General features: G+C 61.4%; 18 protein-coding genes. 9 read left to right on the forward strand and 9 right to left on the reverse strand.

Annotated features, from left to right (window positions below):
* Positions 1-4: 4 nt before the first annotated feature.
* From lpdA to E3O56_RS16895, 3 genes are all read left to right on the forward strand, one after another.
* On the forward strand, positions 5-1384 hold the full coding sequence (gene lpdA / locus E3O56_RS16885) for a dihydrolipoyl dehydrogenase (RefSeq protein WP_103735478.1): 1380 nt from the start codon (positions 5-7) through the stop codon (positions 1382-1384).
* Positions 1385-1588: 204 nt separating this feature from the next.
* Positions 1589-2608, forward strand: coding sequence for a branched-chain amino acid aminotransferase (locus tag E3O56_RS16890; protein WP_005789450.1), 1020 nt, complete (start codon positions 1589-1591; stop codon positions 2606-2608).
* A 172-nt stretch (positions 2609-2780) separates the two neighbouring features.
* Positions 2781-3059 (forward strand): hypothetical protein, encoded by a 279-nt coding sequence (locus E3O56_RS16895; protein WP_248128585.1) that lies wholly within the window; start codon positions 2781-2783, stop codon positions 3057-3059.
* 40 nt (positions 3060-3099) lie between these two features.
* Here the strand turns inward: E3O56_RS16895 and E3O56_RS16900 are convergent, their stop codons facing one another.
* Complete coding sequence (locus E3O56_RS16900) at positions 3100-3987, reverse strand: GNAT family acetyltransferase (protein ID WP_148853561.1); 888 nt, start codon at positions 3985-3987, stop codon at positions 3100-3102.
* Between the two features lie 326 nt (positions 3988-4313).
* On the opposite strand from E3O56_RS16900, the gene E3O56_RS16905 reads away from it, so the two are divergent.
* From E3O56_RS16905 to E3O56_RS16915, 3 genes are all read left to right on the forward strand, one after another.
* Positions 4314-5210 carry a glyoxalase gene (locus E3O56_RS16905; protein ID WP_248128586.1) on the forward strand — a complete coding sequence of 299 codons (897 nt, stop codon included), beginning with the start codon at positions 4314-4316 and terminating at the stop codon, positions 5208-5210.
* Positions 5207-6598, forward strand: a complete 1392-nt coding sequence (locus tag E3O56_RS16910; protein WP_148853563.1) for an alginate export family protein — start codon at positions 5207-5209, stop codon at positions 6596-6598. The genes E3O56_RS16905 and E3O56_RS16910 overlap by 4 nt, the downstream gene beginning before the upstream one ends.
* 97 nt (positions 6599-6695) lie before the next feature.
* A complete protein-coding gene (locus E3O56_RS16915) occupies positions 6696-7514 on the forward strand; it encodes an alpha/beta hydrolase (protein WP_005789458.1) in 819 nt (272 codons plus the stop codon).
* A gap of 54 nt (positions 7515-7568) precedes the next feature.
* Here the strand turns inward: E3O56_RS16915 and E3O56_RS16920 are convergent, their stop codons facing one another.
* Positions 7569-7955 (reverse strand): DoxX family protein, encoded by a 387-nt coding sequence (locus E3O56_RS16920; protein WP_032880465.1) that lies wholly within the window; start codon positions 7953-7955, stop codon positions 7569-7571.
* 196 nt (positions 7956-8151) lie between these two features.
* On the opposite strand from E3O56_RS16920, the gene E3O56_RS16925 reads away from it, so the two are divergent.
* The gene (locus E3O56_RS16925; protein ID WP_032880463.1) at positions 8152-9150 is read left to right on the forward strand and encodes an NAD(P)H-quinone oxidoreductase; all 999 of its coding nucleotides are present in this window, start codon (positions 8152-8154) and stop codon (positions 9148-9150) included.
* Between the two features lie 71 nt (positions 9151-9221).
* Here E3O56_RS16925 and E3O56_RS16930 read toward each other — a convergent pair whose 3' ends face one another.
* From E3O56_RS16930 to E3O56_RS16940, 3 genes are all read right to left on the reverse strand, one after another.
* Complete coding sequence (locus E3O56_RS16930) at positions 9222-10352, reverse strand: alkene reductase (protein WP_228308620.1); 1131 nt, start codon at positions 10350-10352, stop codon at positions 9222-9224.
* A 78-nt stretch (positions 10353-10430) separates the two neighbouring features.
* Positions 10431-11108 carry a type 1 glutamine amidotransferase domain-containing protein gene (locus E3O56_RS16935; protein WP_103735483.1) on the reverse strand — a complete coding sequence of 226 codons (678 nt, stop codon included), beginning with the start codon at positions 11106-11108 and terminating at the stop codon, positions 10431-10433.
* Positions 11105-11734 carry a TetR/AcrR family transcriptional regulator gene (locus E3O56_RS16940; protein WP_248128587.1) on the reverse strand — a complete coding sequence of 210 codons (630 nt, stop codon included), beginning with the start codon at positions 11732-11734 and terminating at the stop codon, positions 11105-11107. Before E3O56_RS16940 ends, E3O56_RS16935 begins: the two co-directional genes overlap by 4 nt.
* Positions 11735-11907: 173 nt before the next feature.
* Here E3O56_RS16940 and E3O56_RS16945 point away from each other — a divergent pair, with 173 nt between their 5' ends.
* Entirely contained in the window at positions 11908-12846 is a 939-nt protein-coding gene (locus tag E3O56_RS16945; protein WP_032880454.1) for a GlxA family transcriptional regulator, read from the forward strand.
* 179 nt (positions 12847-13025) lie between these two features.
* Here the strand turns inward: E3O56_RS16945 and E3O56_RS16950 are convergent, their stop codons facing one another.
* On the reverse strand, positions 13026-13664 hold the full coding sequence (locus E3O56_RS16950) for a GNAT family N-acetyltransferase (protein ID WP_032880453.1): 639 nt from the start codon (positions 13662-13664) through the stop codon (positions 13026-13028).
* A gap of 48 nt (positions 13665-13712) precedes the next feature.
* Here E3O56_RS16950 and E3O56_RS16955 point away from each other — a divergent pair, with 48 nt between their 5' ends.
* Entirely contained in the window at positions 13713-14585 is an 873-nt protein-coding gene (locus E3O56_RS16955; RefSeq protein WP_078821756.1) for an undecaprenyl-diphosphate phosphatase, read from the forward strand.
* Here the strand turns inward: E3O56_RS16955 and E3O56_RS16960 are convergent.
* The 3 genes from E3O56_RS16960 to E3O56_RS16970 form a co-directional block, all read right to left on the reverse strand.
* Complete coding sequence (locus E3O56_RS16960; RefSeq protein ID WP_228308621.1) at positions 14582-15544, reverse strand: Dyp-type peroxidase; 963 nt, start codon at positions 15542-15544, stop codon at positions 14582-14584. The genes E3O56_RS16955 and E3O56_RS16960 overlap by 4 nt on opposite strands.
* 50 nt (positions 15545-15594) lie before the next feature.
* A complete protein-coding gene (locus E3O56_RS16965) occupies positions 15595-16413 on the reverse strand; it encodes a xylose isomerase (RefSeq protein ID WP_032880446.1) in 819 nt (272 codons plus the stop codon).
* A 1-nt stretch (position 16414) separates the two neighbouring features.
* Positions 16415-17135: FAD-dependent oxidoreductase (locus tag E3O56_RS16970; protein WP_248128588.1), on the reverse strand; the 721-nt coding region annotated here is incomplete at its 5' end.

Genomic DNA, 17135 nt, shown 5'->3' on the forward strand with positions numbered 1-17135 from the left:
GGGCATGACTCAGACATTGCACACCACGCTGCTGATTATCGGCGGCGGCCCCGGCGGCTATGTGGCGGCGATTCGCGCCGGCCAGCTGGGCATCCCCACCATACTGGTGGAAGGCCAGGCACTGGGCGGCACCTGCCTGAACATCGGCTGCATTCCGTCCAAGGCGCTGATCCATGTAGCCGAGCAGTTCCAGCAGACCGTGCATCACAGCCAGGGCTCACAACTGGGCATTGAAGTGGATGTGCCGACCCTGGACATCCGCAAAAGCGTGGAATGGAAAGACGGCATCGTCGATCGCCTGACCACGGGTGTCGCCGCGCTGCTGAAAAAACACAAGGTGCAGGTCGTTCACGGTTGGGCCAAGGTTATCGACGGCAAGACTGTCGAGGTGGGCGACCAGCGCATCCAGTGCGAACACCTGCTGCTGGCCACCGGTTCGAAAAGTGTCAACCTGCCGATGCTGCCGATTGGCGGGCCGATCATCTCGTCCACCGAAGCCTTGGCACCGACCCGCGTGCCCAAGCGCCTGATTGTGGTGGGCGGCGGTTATATCGGCCTGGAACTGGGTATCGCCTATCGCAAGCTCGGTGCCGAGGTCAGTGTGGTCGAGGCCCAGGAACATATCCTGCCCGCCTACGATGCCGAGCTGACCTTACCGGTGGCCGAGTCCCTGAAGAAACTCGGGGTGAAGCTGTACCTTGGGCACAGTGTCACCGGCTTTGCCGACAACAAGCTGCAAGTGCGTGCGCCCAATGGCGACACCTTGGCGCTGGACACCGACCAGGTGCTGGTAGCCGTTGGGCGCAAACCCAACACCCAAGGCTGGAACCTCGAAGCGCTGAACCTGGACATGAACGGCGCGGCGATCAAGATCGACAGCCGCTGCCAGACGAGCATGCGCAATGTGTACGCCATCGGCGACCTCAGCGGCGAACCGATGCTGGCGCACCGGGCCATGGCCCAGGGCGAAATGGTGGCCGAACTGATCAGCGGCAAGACCCGCGAATTCAACCCGGCCGCGATTCCAGCGGTGTGCTTTACCGACCCGGAACTGGTGGTGGTCGGCAAGACCCCGGACGAGGCCAAGGCTGCCGGGCTGGACTGCATCGTGTCGAGCTTCCCGTTCGCCGCCAATGGCCGGGCCATGACGCTTGAGTCCAAAGCCGGTTTCGTGCGGGTGGTGGCGCGGCGTGACAATCATCTGATTGTCGGTTGGCAAGCCGTGGGGGCTGGGGTGTCCGAGCTGTCTACCGCGTTCGGCCTGAGCCTGGAAATGGGCTCGCGCCTTGAGGATGTGGCCGGCACCATTCACGCCCATCCGACCCTTGGCGAGGCGGTGCAGGAAGCGGCATTGCGGGCACTGGGGCACGCCTTGCATCTGTGAAACTGCGGTGACGCTATCGCAGGCAAGCCGGCTCCCACATTTGGAATGCAGTCAAATGTAGGAGCCGGGCTTGCCCGCGATGACGGTGGACCAGCCAATACAAAGGCTCAATGGTCCACCCACCCGCTCCCACACAAGCCAAGAATGCAGTATTGTTGCTCCCATCCAGAAAAAAATCCGACTTGACCAGAGATAGAGGGTGTCATGGGTAACGAAAGCATCAATTGGGACAAGCTGGGTTTTGACTACATCAAGACCGACAAGCGGTTTCTCCAGGTCTGGAAAAACGGCGAATGGCAGGAAGGCACCCTGACCGACGACAACGTGCTGCACATCAGCGAGGGCTCCACCGCCCTGCACTATGGCCAGCAATGCTTCGAGGGCCTGAAGGCCTATCGCTGCAAGGACGGTTCGATCAACCTGTTCCGCCCGGACCAGAACGCTGCACGTATGCAACGCAGCTGTGCCCGCCTGTTGATGCCGCATGTGTCGACCGAAGACTTCATCGACGCCTGCAAACAAGTGGTCAAGGCCAACGAGCGCTTCATCCCGCCGTATGGCAGTGGCGGCGCGCTGTACCTGCGCCCGTTCGTGATCGGCACCGGTGACAATATCGGCGTACGCTCTGCGCCGGAGTTCATCTTCTCGGTGTTCGCTATCCCGGTCGGGGCCTACTTCAAAGGCGGCCTGGTGCCACATAACTTCCAGATCTCCACCTTCGACCGCGCTGCGCCGCAAGGCACCGGTGCCGCCAAGGTCGGTGGCAACTACGCCGCCAGCCTGATGCCGGGCTCTGAAGCGAAGAAATCCGGCTTCGCCGACGCGATCTACCTGGACCCGATGACTCACTCGAAAATCGAAGAAGTCGGCTCGGCCAACTTCTTCGGGATCACCCACGACAACCAGTTCATCACGCCGAAGTCGCCTTCGGTGCTGCCAGGCATCACCCGCCTGTCGCTGATGGAACTGGCCCAGACCCGCCTGGGCCTGGACGTGGTCGAAGGCGAAGTGTTCATCGACAAACTGGACCAGTTCAAGGAAGCCGGCGCCTGCGGTACTGCTGCGGTGATTTCACCGATCGGCGGCATCCAGCACAACGGTAAGATGCACGTGTTCCACAGCGAAACCGAAGTCGGCCCGGTTACCCAGAAGCTCTACAAAGAACTGACCGGTGTGCAGACCGGTGACGTTGAAGCGCCAGCGGGTTGGATCGTCAAGGTTTGAAAATGATCTGAACCTGCCACTTCAGAAAAAGGCCCATTCACCGCTGTCGGTGAATGGGCCTTTTTTATGCGGTGGGTTACTGGATGTGCAATCACCTGTGAAGATTGACAGTAGACAGTAAAAATCGGCACACCTAAGTTAACTCTCCTTCTAAACCCAGCAGGAGCCCATCATGGCGATCTATGAATTACGTGTGTCCGCAGAAGATTTCGAGAATGACGGTAGTAAAGAAATCGTGATGGAAACTTACATTAACAACGAACTTGATTGGGCCGTTTACGCGTCATCCAGCAAGCACGACGGGATTTACGATACCGCCTCGGCACCCGATGACGTCGACGGCGATGGAGACTACGATAACGATGACAAGGCGCTTTACCTGAACGTAGCCAACGCTTTCGCCAAAATGACAGCCTATGCCATAAAAAAACGAAAAAAAGCGAAGAAATAAAGCTCACCAGCCATGACCAGGTTGCCGTCGGTCATGCGCGTCAACCGTTGATATTTTCTGCAATCTTCTTGCCCATACTGATCCTCGGCTCCACCCCATACCCCAACGCCTCATAAAACCCCACCACAACGTCATTGCCGCCGGTGATCTGCAGGTTGATCTTCATGCAGCCCAAGGCCGTCAACGCCTGCTCGGCATGGCGCACCAGCGACGATCCCAAACCATGGCGACGATAGTCGGCATGCACCGCCACCGAGTACAACCAGCCACGATGGCCGTCATAGCCCGCGAGAATCGTACCAATCACGGTTTTCTTGTCGGTGGCCACGAAGAACAGCCCATCGTTGACCGCCAGCTTCTTGTCAATCGCCAGGCTCGGCAGGTTGTGCGCGGTGTCATAGCCAAACGCCTGCTGCCATAACTCAATCACTTGGGCGCGATGCTGCCGGTCGCGGTAGGGGCCGATGGGATGCCGTGACAGCAAGGTCTTTTCCATGACCAGCGTGCGCTCGTTGCCATGGTAGACATCGCGCACGGTGTGAAAACCCAGCTTGCTGTAGAACGGCTCGGCGGTCAGTGATGACGGCACACTCAACACCGTCACCCCGGCTTCGCGGGCACGCAGTTCGATCTCGATCATCAACAAACGGCCGATACCCTGCCCTTGCAGCTCGGGATTGACGAAGACCGAACGCACCACGTTGGCATCAAGGGCAGCGGTGGCGACGATTGAATGGTCCTGGGTAGCCACCAGCACAATACGGCGGTTGAGCAGTTCCAGAACCGCATCGGGCGTGAAGTGAGTGGCGACGCGAGCAATCACATCTGCTGGATAATCCCGTGCATTGCTGCTGTGCAAGGCCGCCAGAATGACCTGGCTGATGCCCTGGGCATCGGCTGCTTGGGCGAGACGAACAACGGTCGACATGACTCCTCCTGGCTGGCGCGACTGTAATGAACACCCCACTGTGCATGTGGAAGGGAGCTTGATCCCGATAGCGGTGGGTCAGCTAAAGATAAGCTATACGCCTCGTTGATGCCCTGCATATCGATCATTTCCACATCCCGGACAATCCTCTGTTCGGCGCAGGACCCAGCATCTCCCGGGCTTTCTGGATACGGCCGATCAGCGAACCGCAACAGGTGCGGGCAATGCCATTGACGCTGAACCGTTCAACCAAGCACGCCCATACAATCGGCGTCACCGCCCGTCCCCTAAGCTTTTGACTTTCTAAAAAGCGCTGGAGAGTAGGCATGTACAGAAAAGTGAGGGCGGTAACCCTGGCCGTGACATTGCTGGCCGGGGCCATGGCGTGTAGCGCATGGGCGGCCACGCCGGCAGTGGCTGTGGCGCCGCAGTACGACACCAGCCATGTGTATGTAGCACCCGCTGATGTAGAGGGTTTTGCCCAGAGTTTCCTGGCCACGTTCGGGGGCAAGAGCACGCCCCAGGTGGTGGTCAATGTGCTGCCGGTGCCGAGCAGCACCACTTCGCAACTGTTGCAGACCCCTGCCGGCACGGTGTCACTGTTCGGCTTCACCACGCCCATCCCCCATCCTTTCGGCCAGGAGCGCAATGGTTATCTGGTCAAGGACATGGACGTGGCCCTGAAGGCAGCTCGGGACAACGGCGCTGCGGTCATCGTCAGCGATTTTCCCGATCCCATCGGCCGCGATGCGGTGGTGCAGTGGCCGGGCGGCGTGAACATGCAGCTGTATTGGCACACCAAGGCTCCCGACTACGCCGCCTTCCAGACGGTGCCGGAAAACCGCGTGTACCTCAGCGCCGATCGCGCCGACCGCTTTATCAAGGCGTTCGTTGGCTTCTCCCACGGCAAAGTGGTAGCCGATGACAAGCACGCACCTGCTGTGGAGGTGGGCCAGGCTGGCGGCACTTACCGACGCGTCGAAATCACGTCGCCCTTTGGGCGTATGGCGGTACTGGTGACCAACGGCCAACTGCCCTACCCCTTTGGCCATGAAACCACCGGCTATGAGGTAGCCGACCTGACGGCCACCCTGGCCAAAGCCACGGGCTCGGGCGCTACCGTACTGGTGCCGAGCTTCGCCAGCAAAGGCCGTCGCAGCGCATTGGTGCAATTCCCGGGCGGTTACGTCGCGGAAATTCACCAACTCATCGCGGCGAAATGATCCGTCGTACAGGCTGGGGCCTGGCCGTGCTGTGGCCGCTGGTGGTGGGCAGCGTACATGCCGACAATCAACCGACCCGCCCGGCCATCAAGGCCAATCGCTGGCAGGAAGACTGGTCTGTGCTCAAGGATCCGGCATTGCGCACGCAACCGTTGGACAACCTCAAGTACATCCCGCTGTCCGCCGCCAACCCGTTCACCTACCTGTCCATGGGTGCGACGTTGCGCGAACGCTTCGAGATGAACGACGCCAGCGGCTTCGGCGTGCGCGATGTAGCGCGTGATCGCTACCTGATCCAGCGTTTTCAGGTGCACGCCGACTTGCACCTCAACGAACACTGGCGGCTGTTCACCCAGTTGGAAGATGTACGGGCCTATGACAAAACCACCATCGGCGGCGCCGACCAGAACCGCGTAGACCTGCGCCTGGCCTTTGCCGAATACGTGAAGACCTTCAGCGCCGGCACCTTTAAGGCTCGGGCGGGTCGCCAGGACTTTGCCTTCGATTTGCAGCGCTTTATTTCGTCGCGCGATGGCCCGAATGTGCGCCAGTCCTTCGACGCGCTGTGGGCCGATTGGGAAACGCCCCAGTGGCGTTTTATCGGGATCGCCAGCCAACCGGTGCAGTACCAGGATGGCCGGCACTTTGACGACAAATCCAATCGTGACGCGCGCTTCCACATGCTGCGGGTCGAGCGGCTGGTGGGCGGCAGCAATGAGTTGTCGGCCTATTACGGCGTCTACGAGCGCCGTGCCGCCCACTACCTGGATGCCGACGGCAACGAGACCCGCCAGTTGCTCGACGTACGCCTGGGCGGCGCGGCCCGGGGCTTCGACTGGGATATCGAAGCCATGCTGCAAAAGGGGTCGGTGGGCAGCCAGGCGATCCGCGCCTGGGCCGGCGGCAGCCGTACCGGCTACACCTTCGACACGCTGGCCTGGACACCGCGCCTCGGCCTGCAAGTGGATGTCGCCTCCGGTGACCGCAAGCGCGGTGATGGCCGCGTCGGCACCTTCAACCCGCTGTTCCCCAACGGCTACTACTTTTCCCTGGCCGGTTATACGGGCTACAGCAACCTGATCCACGTCAAGCCATCAATCACCGTCAAACCCATCGCCAAGCTGAGCGTGCAAACCGCTGTCGGCCTGTTGTGGCGGCAGACCACCGCGGACGCGGTTTATACCCAACCCAACCTCGCCGTCGCCGGAACGGCTGGCCAGGGTCAACGCTGGACCGGCGCCTATGGCCAAGTGCGCACCGACTACGCGTTTACCTCCAACCTCAGCGGTGCAATCGAGGCCGTGCACTACGCGGCTGGCCAGACCCTGCGTGATGCCGGTGGGCACGACAGCAACTACCTGGGCATGGAACTCAAGTTCAGTTGGTAACCTCAGGCGAGCACACCCATACAAGCCTGGGCTCAGGTTAACGGCAATAGTGATACGGTTTTTTCAGCGCTTTTTTAACTCAAGCAAGGAGATTCAGATGAGCACCTTCGTTGCCAAAGACGGTACCCAGATCTACTTCAAGGACTGGGGCAGCGGCAAGCCCGTGCTGTTCAGCCACGGCTGGCCGCTGGATGCCGACATGTGGGAATACCAGATGGAGTACCTGAGCAGCCGCGGCTTTCGTACTATCGCGTTCGACCGCCGTGGCTTTGGCCGCTCGGACCAACCCTGGACCGGTAACGACTACGACACCTTCGCTGACGATATCGCGCAGTTGATCGAACACCTGGACCTGAAGGACGTGACCCTGGTGGGCTTTTCCATGGGTGGCGGTGATGTGGCGCGCTACATCGCCCGCCATGGCAGCGCTCGTGTCGCCGGCCTGGTGTTGCTGGGTGCCGTGACGCCGATCTTCGGCCAGCAACCCGACTATCCCCAAGGCGTCCCCACCGAGGTGTTCGATGGCATCAAGGCCGGCCTGTTGAAGGATCGCGCCCAATTCATCAGCGATTTCAATACGCCGTTCTTCGGTATCAACAAGGGCCAGCAAGTCTCGGAGGGTGTGCTCAGCCAGACCCTGCAGATCGCGATGCTTGCCTCGCTCAAGTCGACCGTGGATTGCGTCAGCGCCTTCTCCGAAACCGACTTCCGCCCGGACATGGCCAAAATCGACGTGCCGACCCTAGTGATCCATGGCGACGGCGACCAGATCGTGCCGTTCGAAACCACCGGCAAGGTGGCTGCCGAAATGATCAACGGCGCGCAACTGAAGGTCTACAAGGATGCACCCCACGGGTTTGCCGCGACCCACACCCAGCAGCTCAATGAAGACCTGTTGGCGTTCCTCAGCCGCTGAACCGCTTGCAACCTCCTCTCCTTGTTTGGCCGGGTTCGCCCGGCCTTTTTTTGCTCAGGCAAAGCGCTGAACCACTACCAGCCGCCCCGGCCCGGCAATGAGGATGCTGGTAAAGATGATCAACAGCAGCCAGCCGAACTGCCCCTCCCACAGCGTCCACTCTGGATGCACCACCAGCAAAGCGATGACCAGCACCGCCAGGATCGGCACGCACGCCAGGCGCACCAGCACGCCCGCAATGATCAGCAATGGGCACAGCACCTCGGCAAAGATCGCCAGCAGCAAGGTGACCTGGCCCCCCAGGTGAAACGGGTCTTCGATCAGCTTCAACTGTTCGCCGTAGTTGAGCAGCTTGGGCAACCCATGCACACACAACAGGAACACCGCCCCGCTGACCCGCAGGAACAACAGTCCGGTATCCTGATTTCTCGCTTCGTTCATACGCCACCTATGTCCGTCAATAATGATCGACGGCCAGTGTGTCCAAAGCCGCGCCGACGCACTTGCAGGCTTGTGCTGAAATCCTGCTGTTGCCCCAGGCCGTTGCATTGCCGAAAGAACCCGGCATGATCTTGCTGAACTGCCGACCCGGCGCTACGGTCCCAACCCATACGCTCATCGCTACAGGAACTTTTCCATGACGCTCCCCCAAGAAATGACCCTGATCGAAATCACCACGCCTGGCGGCCCCGACGTCTTGCAGCCACGGCGCGCCGACGTGCCAGTGGCCGGGCCAGGCGAGATTCTGATTCGCGTGCACGCCGCCGGGGTCAACCGCCCAGACGCGCTGCAACGCGCCGGCAAATACCCGATGAAACCCGGCATGAGCCCGATTCCCGGGCTGGAAGTGGCCGGTGAAGTGGTGGCGCTGGGCACTGGCGTGACTGAATACAGCCTGGGCGACAAGGTGTGTGCCCTGACCAATGGCGGTGGCTATGCGCAGTTTTGTGCGGTGCCGGCCAGCCAGGCGCTGCCGGTCCCGGCGGGCATGGACTGGATTCAGGCCGCCGCCGTGCCGGAAACCTTCTTCACGGTCTGGGCCAACCTGTTCGGCCTCGGCGGTGCCCATAAAGGCCAGCGCGCCTTGATCCACGGCGGCACCAGCGGCATCGGCACCACCGCATTGATGCTCTGCCAGGAGTTCGGTATCCAGGCATTCGCCACCGCCGGCAGCGCAGACAAATGTGCCGCGATTGCCAAGCTGGGCGCCGAACCGATCAACTACCGCGAACAGGAGTTTGCCGAGGTCATTGCCCAACAGACCGATGGCAAAGGCGTCGATGTGATTCTCGACATCATGGGTGCCTCGTACCTGAACAACAACCTCAAGGCCCTGGGCATGGACGGTCACCTGGTGATGCTCGGCTTCCTCGGTGGCGGCAAGGCTCATGACGTCGACCTGCTGACCATCCTCGCCAAACGCGCGGTGATCACCGGCTCCCTGCTGCGCGCCCGCACCCGCGAAGAAAAGGCCGCGATTGCCGAACAGCTACGCGACTACGTGTGGCCGGTGCTCAGCGCCGGGCGCTGCCTGCCGATCATCGACAAGGTCTATGCATACACCGACGCCGCCCAGGCCCATGCGCGCATGGAAGGTGGGGATCACATTGGCAAGATTGTGTTGCGGGTGGAGTGAGGCGCTTTCCTCAATCCTTGGCGACCGGCCAAGTTTGACGGTACTCGGCACAAATGTGGGAGGGGCGTGTGTCACTCCGGTTCGGCATACACCGGATAATCCACATACCCCGCCTGAGTCCCCCCATACAAGCCCTCTGCCTTCAACGCATTCAATGGCCAGCCATTGAAAATCCGCTGGGGCAGGTCTGGGTTGGCAATGAACGGCCGTCCGAAGGCGATCAGGTCCGCCAGCCCAGCCTCGACCAATCGAGCACCGCGCTCGGCGGTGTAGCGCCCGGCGTAGATGATCCTGCCGCTGAAGGTACTGCGCACCGCCTGGCGAAAGGTCTCGGGCAGGTCCGGCGCGTTATCCCAGTCGGCTTCGGCGATGGAAACATAGGCGATGCCCGACGCTTCCAGCACTTTGATCGCTTCGATATAGGTACGGTGCGGGTCCTCTTCCACCAGGCCAATGTAGACCCGATCCTGATCGGTACCGCTGAACAGCGGCGAAAAGCGCACGCCCAGGCGCTGCGGCCCCACCACCTTGCACACCGCCTCGACAATCTCGCGCAGCAAGCGCAGGCGATTGTCCAGCGAACCGCCGTACTCATCCTCACGGATGTTGGAGTGGGCCGAGATGAACTGATTGACCAAATAGCCGTTGGCCGCATGGATTTCCACACCATCGAACCCGGCGTCCAGGGCATTGCGAGCAGCCTGGGCGTAGTGCCCGACCAACTCGTCGATTTCCAGCGTGCTCAACGCACGAGGCACGGGTGGCTGCACCAGCTCACCCACACCCGGACCGGTTTCAATAAAGGCTTTGGCTTGCAGCGCCGGCAGTGCAGACGGCCCCACCGGTGCAGCGCCGCCAGGTTGCAAGGCGTTATGGGACACCCGCCCCACGTGCCATAGCTGGGCAAAGATCACCCCACCCTCGGCATGTACCGCTGCGGTAACCTTGCGCCAACCCTCGATCTGCGCCGGTGTATGGATGCCCGGCGTCCATGCGTAGCCCTGGCCGCGCGGTTCGATCTGCGTACCCTCGCTGACCATGAAGCCGGCACTGGCACGCTGGCGGTAATATTCGGCCATCAGGTCGGTGGCGATATTGCCCGGCTGGGCGCTGCGCTGGCGTGTCAGCGGCGGCAGCACAACGCGATTGTTCAAGCGATGATGCCCCAGCTTTATCGGGGTGTTCAAAATGCAGTCAGGCATGGGGATATTCCAAATTCAGAACGAACGAAAACCCTGGCGACTCCTGGGAGTCGCCAGCGCGTACCTCGGTTTATTAACTTAAGCGCTGAGTGTCAGCAGGGCCTTGGCCACGTCGCTGGAGCTGCCCGGGTTCTGCCCAGTGACCAGCAAGCCATCGGTAATCACAAAGGATTGCCAGTCGGCACCCTTCTCATACTTGCCGCCCAGTTTTTTGAATTCATCTTCAATCAGGAACGGCACGACATCGGTCAACTCCACCGCGGCTTCCTCCGAGTTGGAGAACCCGGTCACACGGCGGCCCTTGATCAACGGCTCACCGTTGACTGCCTTGACGTGGCGCAAGGCACCCGGTGCATGGCAGACAAATCCGATGGGTTTGCCGGCCCGTTCGAACGCCTCGATCAGCGCGATGGACACCGGCGACTCCGCCAGGTCCCACAGCGGGCCGTGGCCGCCAGGGTAGAACACGGTGTCGAAGTCGGCGGTGTTGACCGTTTCCAGCTTCACCGTGGTAGCCAGGGCCTGCTGCGCAGCCGGGTCTGCGGCGAAGCGCGCTGTCTGCTCGGTTTGCGCATCCGGTTCATCGCTCTTCGGGTCCAACGGCGGCTGGCCGCCGGCCGGGGAAGCCAGCACCACATCGGCGCCAGCGTCCTTGAACGCGTAATAAGGGGCGGCAAACTCTTCGAGCCAGAAGCCGGTCTTGCGCCCGGTATCGCCAAGCTGGTCGTGAGAGGTCAGTACCATTAATACTTTCATTTTCCAGTGCCTCGATCGATGTGAGTAGCAGGGTTTTCAGGGCCGCCCAACAACTGTTGGGTCAGCAGCAGCGCCTCGCAGAACGGCGCAGTGGTACGGGTGATCTTGCCCATGACGCTGGTGCCCAACCATAGCGCATACAAGCGCTTGGCAAGGCTGTGCGGAGCGTGCTCGAACCTGAGCGAACCGTCTTCGACCCCGCGCTCCAGGGCCAGCGCGAGTAACTCGATGGTGCGCGAAGTACCGCGCTGCAACGCCAATCGCATGGGTTCTGACAGGTCGGAGACTTCAGCCCCCAACTTGACGGCCAGGCACTTGCCGGTATCGGTGCAGCCAGTGTGGTTGTCGATCCAGCCTTGCCAATAGCGCATCAACTTGGCGTGATGGGTTAAACCCGGCTGATCCAACAGCTGCTGCATGCCTTCGACGTAATGGTCGAAATAGGTATCGAGCAACACCACGCCAAACGCATCCTTGGAGTTGAAGTAGTGATAGAACGAGCCCTTGGGCACTTGTGCGGCGTGCAGGATTTCGTTCAAGCCCACCGCGGAAAATCCCTTGGCACCGACGATGGATTGCGCACGTTCAAGAATCGCTTGCCGTGCACTGCTGCTTGCGTTGCTCATGCTTGCCTCCGTGCGATTAGACCAGTCGTCTAGTTCGTTGGGGCCATGTTAGGCAGCGAGGCAACCACTCACAATGTCATATCCGCAAGGATTCCGGACATGCGCCAAAGTCGGTTGCCGTTTGCCTGGTACACGCCGACAATCCCCTCTCCCCTGCCCCTTGGAGAGATGCAATGCACAGCGTTGCGCTGATGGTTTACCCGAATTTCCAGTCGTTGAGCCTTAGCCTGGGCTCGGTGTTCGAGTGCGCCAACCTGCTGCGGGGCGAGCCGGCCTATGAGTTTCACCTGGTATCGGAAAGCGGCGGAGCGGTGATGACCTCCCAGGGCTTTTCAGTCAATACCAACGCCATCCGCCCAGAGGGTTATGACACTCTGATCGTCAGCGGCTACCTGGAGTTTCGCCTGCCGGAGGCCAACCTGCTGGAACTGGTCAAGGCAGCATCAGCACAGTCGCGTCGGGTGGCCTCGTTATGCATGGGCATCTTTGTGCTGGCAGAAGCGGGCCTGCTCGCCGGCAAACGCACCACCACCCACTGGATCCACGCGCCGGCGTTTCGCAAGCGCTACCCGGATATTCGCCTGGAAGAAGACAAGTTGTTCGTGGTGGACGGCCAGGTGTGGACCGGTGCCGGCATGAGCGCCGGGGTCGACCTGGCACTGGCGATGGTGGAGAACGACCTGGGCAGCGACCTTGCGCGCCGCATCGCACGCAAGCTGGTGATAGCCCAGCGCCGCGGCAGCGAGCAATCGCAACTCTCAACCTTGCTGGAACTGGACCCCAAATCCGACCGCGTGCAACTGGCCCTGGCCTATGCGCGTGAAAACCTAACCCATGATTTATCGGTAGAAGCCTTGGCCGAAGTCGCCCGGCTCAGCCCGCGCCAGTTCAGCCGAGTGTTTCGCGAAGAAACCGGGCAAACCCCGGCCAAGGCCATCGAAGCCCTGCGGGTGGAAGCGGCGCGGGCCATGATGGAAACCAGCCGCCACCCGGTGGAAGTAGTGGCCCGCGAAACCGGGTTTGGTGATCGCGAACGCATGCGCCAGGCGTTCCTCCGTGCATTCGGGCAGCCGCCCCAGGCGATGCAGCAGGTGTTGTTCAATCCAGGCTAGGGGCGTAGCCGAGTTGTTGGCGTTCGATCTGTGGGAGGGGGCTTGATCCCGATGGCGGTGGGTCAGCCGCAATATCAGGTGACTGGCCCACCGCTATCGGGAGCAAGCCCCCTCCCACATTTTGATCTCGGGGCATCAGTTACGGTGTGCAAGCCTTTAACCTCAGCACAACCCGCCCGTCAGTGCAGCGAAACCCGCGTAATCAGGTAGCTCACCAGCTGCGGATCATCCTCCAGTTCAATCGTCTGCACCGGGCGCGGCAGGGTATCCAGCACGGTACGCCAGAACGCCTGGGACACTTCGTCCTGATCATAGAAACGCACCAGCCAATTGGCCTCGCCGCTGCACAGTACCTGGCTGGCAATGGCGCGGCCGATACCTTTGCGCCGATAACGCTTGAGGATGAACAGGTCGGCCAGTTCCAGGGCCTCGATACCGGGCAATTCGCTGCCCTCGATCAACAGGAAACCGGCGATATAACCATCGACCAGCAACAGGTTGGCGCTCCACTGCGGGTCGTGCCAGTAGCGGGCCAGATGCTCGTCGTGGATGTAGAAACGGCCATCGGCCTCAACATCTTCCTGTTCCCAGTCCGAGGACTCGTAGGCGTAGTACTGGTATAGATTGCGAATCAGCTCGGCGTCTTCAGGGCCGGTCTGGATCAATTCAACGGTGGTTTCAGGCATGGGGCTCTCGGTGGAAAAACGCAGGGCGCCATTGTTCACAAAAGTGCCTGCCACGCCAATGGCTTGTCGAATCCTTTCTATTGGCTGAACCGAATGCAAATAGCGGTTGCCCTGGCCAAATTCCTGAAACATTTAGAATAAACTTCGCCGGTTTCCACCTTTCGCTCAAGGACACGTATTGTGACCAACGTCTGTACCGCCGGCCTGGATGTGGGCTTTGCCTCCCTGGATTACCTGCAAATTTTCATCCTGGGGGTAATCCAGGGCATCACCGAATTGCTGCCGGTGTCGTCCACCGCCCATATGCGCGTGGTGCCCGCCCTGCTCGGCTGGCAAGACCCGGGCTCGGCGTTTTCGGCGGCCATGCAATTGGCCGCGCTGGCGGCAGTGGTCAGTTACTTCTGGCGGGATGTGCGCCAGGTCACCACCGGCAGTATCAGTGCGGTGCGCCGGGGCGACTATAACGATCGGTGGTTCAAACTGGCGGTGGCGATCGTGCTGGCGACTATCCCGATTGGCATTGCCGGGTTGGCGCTGTCTTCGACCCTGAATGCATGCAACTCGCCATTGCGCGGGCTGATGGTGATCGGCATTTCCTGCGTGGTGATGGCGGTGTTGCTGGCACTGGCCGAAGTGCGCGCCCGCCATACCCGCGACGTAAGCCAAATGCGCTTGCGCGATGCGCTGATCGTGGGGGTGGCGCAGATCGGCGCGTTGATTCCTGGGGTGTCGCGTTCGGGCTCCACGCTGACCGCAGCGCTGTTCCTGAATTTCAAACGTGAGGAAGCGGCGCGCTTTTCTTTCCTGCTGGGCCTGCCGGCCATTGCCCTGGCCGGTTTGAAAGAACTGTGGGTGCTGCTGCGCGCCGACCTCCCTGCCCACGCCTGGCCGCACTTGATCTTCGGCCTGGTGGTGGCGAGCATCTCGGCGTTCTTTGCGATCTGGGGCCTGATGAAGTTCCTGGAGCGCTTCTCCACCTGGCCGTTCGTGATCTACCGTGCGCTGCTGGGGATCTTCCTGATTGTGGCGGTCAGCAGCGGGTTGTTGAGTTAAGCCGCCGGTTCGCGGTCGGCCAGCGCTTCGAGCAGGTCGGCCGAGGGCACGAAAAACAGGCCGCCAGTCACGGCGGTACTGAAGTCGAGCAAGCGGTCATAGTTGCCGACCGGGCGGCCAACGAACATGTTTTCCAGCATCTGCTCCAGAGGCTGCGGCGAGCGTGCGTAGCCGATGAAATAGGTGCCGAACTCGCCGGCACCGGGGCGGCCGAAGGGCATGTTGTCGCGCAGGATCTTCACTTCCTCACCGTTCTCGTCAGTGATGACGGTCAAGGCGCTGTGGGAGTTGCTCGGCTTGGTTTCTTCGTCCAGTTCGATATCTGCCAGTTTGGTGCGCCCGATTACCTTCTCCTGGGCTTCTACCGTCAAGCCATTCCAGGCGCTCATGTTGTGCAGGTATTTCTGCACCACTACGTAGCTGCCGCCCTCGAACTGAGGGTCTTCGTCACCGACCAGGGTGAATCTTTCGGCCTTGCGCCCTACCGGGTTTTCGGTGCCGTCGACAAAACCGATGATGCTGCGCATATCGAAATAGCGGAAACCCTGGACCTCATCCACCACCTTGACGCTATCGCCCAAGGCAGCCATCAATTGGGTCGCCAGCTCGAAACACAGGTCCATCTGCTCGGCGCGGATATGCAGGAGGATATCGCCCGGGGTCGACACCGCCTTGCGCCCTTCTACACCGAATTCGCGGAACGGATGCAGCGACGCCGGGCGAGGCGCGCCGAACAGCCGGTCCCACGCATCCGAGCCAAACCCGCAGACGCAGGTCAGGTTGCCCGACGGCACGCGCTTGCCCACCGAACGCACAAGGCCTGCGATGTCGGCGCACCAGCCACGCACGTTTTCAACTGCATCGGGGGCCAGGGTGGCGACCATGAAAATCGCGCTGCTGGTGATCGGGTGGCACACAGACTGCGGTTCGAGAGGCGGCTGGACAGGGCAGGTTTTCATCAGGCAGATCCATAGACTAAGGTCGGTTTGAACCGACGCAGGTTAGCAGATCAGCCGTGACAACTGGCCCACACCTGGCGAATCAGCGCTTTCATCTTGAGCGCCTCGGCCCAGCGATCAGTGAGTTCCCGACCCTCTGCATCGGTGATCGCATAGGGTGGCGGGCCCAGTTCGCAGGTGAAGGGCAGGCTCTGGGGCGCGTCGGCACGGGTCAGCCAGTCGTCGATCCCATAGCGCCACCAGCCGGTAAAGCGCTCGACCCAAGGCTGGTGCTGAGGAAAATCCAGGCCAACCTGCACCTGCTCACTGCTGGCGATGCGGCCATGAAAGCCCCAGCTATGGCGCAGGATCGTGCGTATCTGCTCGTCGTCTTCCAAGGCTCCGGGTTCTGGCAACTCGCGGCCGACGACGTAGTGGGACAGGTCTGCGAGCAGTTTCAGGTCGGGCATCTGTGCCAACAGGTCGAGGGTGAACAGCAGGTCGTTGGTCAGTCGATAACGGTGGGTTTCCAGCAGGATCGGGAAGTCCACCTGTTCGGCCAGGCGCTGCCAGCCTTCGATCAGCCTGACCGCCTCGGCCTGGGTACGCGGGCGCACATCGGCTTGCAGGGTGAGGTGGTGACAACCGTAGCGGCCGATCACTTCCAATGCCCTGGCCAGATCATCCACCGATTGCGGGAACAGTTGACCTTCGATCTGCAAGCCTCTGGCCGTGGCGGCAGCGTACAAGCGCGAGACTGCGGCCGGCGTCCAGTAATGGTCGGTGATGCCGTCAAAACCGGCGGCGACGATGCGGTCCAGTTGCGCTTCTTGGCTGCCGGGCTCGGTTTGCATGGCCCATAGTGATTGGAATACCAGGAGTTGGTGCATCTCAACCTCGCAGCAGGTGTTTGAGGGACGTATCGGCATCTGCCAGGCTCGCCACGTCAAGCGCAATGCTTGCAGTGATCAAGCGCTCGCACAGCTTGATGTCCCTGGCGGCGCGGTTGCCCGGAGCCCAGCCGAAAGCGCCTTGCAATCGGGCGTTGGTGTCTAGGCAAAACAGCAGCAGGCCACCGTCGGGCAACGCACGGCTGACCGACCGCGCAGTCATCGCCCCGACGGAATGCAAACCCCAGTCGAATTGGTCGGACCAGAAACCCGGGACTCTCTCGAACGGCAGTTCTTTGCCCAACAGATTCAACGCAGCGTGACGCCCCTGGGCCTCGGCGTTGCGCCAGGTTTCCTGACGCTGATAGACGCCGCCGAGACGAAACTCACAGACATCCCCCGCCGCGTAAATATCCGGTGCGCTGGTGCGCAGGCACGCGTCGACCCGAATGCCCTGCCCTATTTCCAGCCCTCCCGCCGCCGCCAGCTCAATGTTGGGTTGCATACCGATACCGACCGCCACCAGGTCGCAGGGCACCCGTTGCCCATCGACCAGTTGCACGGCGTCGGCGTGGACGCACTCCAGGGCAACGTTCAAGTGCACGTCCACACCCTGCTGACGATGCAGCGCCAACAGCGCTTCACTGATCATTGGCGGCAGCGCCCGGGCGGCCAGCCGCGGCCCCGCTTCCAGCACCGTGACCTCGCAGCCCAGGCCCCGC

Source organism: Pseudomonas sp. W2Aug9 (assembly GCF_023127755.1).
GTDB lineage: Bacteria > Pseudomonadota > Gammaproteobacteria > Pseudomonadales > Pseudomonadaceae > Aquipseudomonas > Aquipseudomonas synxantha_A.

What these genes read in the sequence shown, in the direction of transcription:
- lpdA (WP_103735478.1), top strand. Translation starts at nt 5, where the DNA reads ATGACTCAGACATTGCACACCACGCTGCTGATTATCGGCGGCGGCCCC.
- E3O56_RS16890 (WP_005789450.1), top strand. Translation starts at nt 1,589, where the DNA reads ATGGGTAACGAAAGCATCAATTGGGACAAGCTGGGTTTTGACTACATC.
- E3O56_RS16895 (WP_248128585.1), top strand. Translation starts at nt 2,781, where the DNA reads ATGGCGATCTATGAATTACGTGTGTCCGCAGAAGATTTCGAGAATGAC.
- E3O56_RS16900 (WP_148853561.1), bottom strand. Translation starts at nt 3,987, where the DNA reads ATGTCGACCGTTGTTCGTCTCGCCCAAGCAGCCGATGCCCAGGGCATC.
- E3O56_RS16905 (WP_248128586.1), top strand. Translation starts at nt 4,314, where the DNA reads ATGTACAGAAAAGTGAGGGCGGTAACCCTGGCCGTGACATTGCTGGCC.
- E3O56_RS16910 (WP_148853563.1), top strand. Translation starts at nt 5,207, where the DNA reads ATGATCCGTCGTACAGGCTGGGGCCTGGCCGTGCTGTGGCCGCTGGTG.
- E3O56_RS16915 (WP_005789458.1), top strand. Translation starts at nt 6,696, where the DNA reads ATGAGCACCTTCGTTGCCAAAGACGGTACCCAGATCTACTTCAAGGAC.
- E3O56_RS16920 (WP_032880465.1), bottom strand. Translation starts at nt 7,955, where the DNA reads ATGAACGAAGCGAGAAATCAGGATACCGGACTGTTGTTCCTGCGGGTC.
- E3O56_RS16925 (WP_032880463.1), top strand. Translation starts at nt 8,152, where the DNA reads ATGACGCTCCCCCAAGAAATGACCCTGATCGAAATCACCACGCCTGGC.
- E3O56_RS16930 (WP_228308620.1), bottom strand. Translation starts at nt 10,352, where the DNA reads ATGCCTGACTGCATTTTGAACACCCCGATAAAGCTGGGGCATCATCGC.
- E3O56_RS16935 (WP_103735483.1), bottom strand. Translation starts at nt 11,108, where the DNA reads ATGAAAGTATTAATGGTACTGACCTCTCACGACCAGCTTGGCGATACC.
- E3O56_RS16940 (WP_248128587.1), bottom strand. Translation starts at nt 11,734, where the DNA reads ATGAGCAACGCAAGCAGCAGTGCACGGCAAGCGATTCTTGAACGTGCG.
- E3O56_RS16945 (WP_032880454.1), top strand. Translation starts at nt 11,908, where the DNA reads ATGCACAGCGTTGCGCTGATGGTTTACCCGAATTTCCAGTCGTTGAGC.
- E3O56_RS16950 (WP_032880453.1), bottom strand. Translation starts at nt 13,664, where the DNA reads ATGTTTCAGGAATTTGGCCAGGGCAACCGCTATTTGCATTCGGTTCAG.
- E3O56_RS16960 (WP_228308621.1), bottom strand. Translation starts at nt 15,544, where the DNA reads ATGAAAACCTGCCCTGTCCAGCCGCCTCTCGAACCGCAGTCTGTGTGC.
- E3O56_RS16965 (WP_032880446.1), bottom strand. Translation starts at nt 16,413, where the DNA reads ATGCACCAACTCCTGGTATTCCAATCACTATGGGCCATGCAAACCGAG.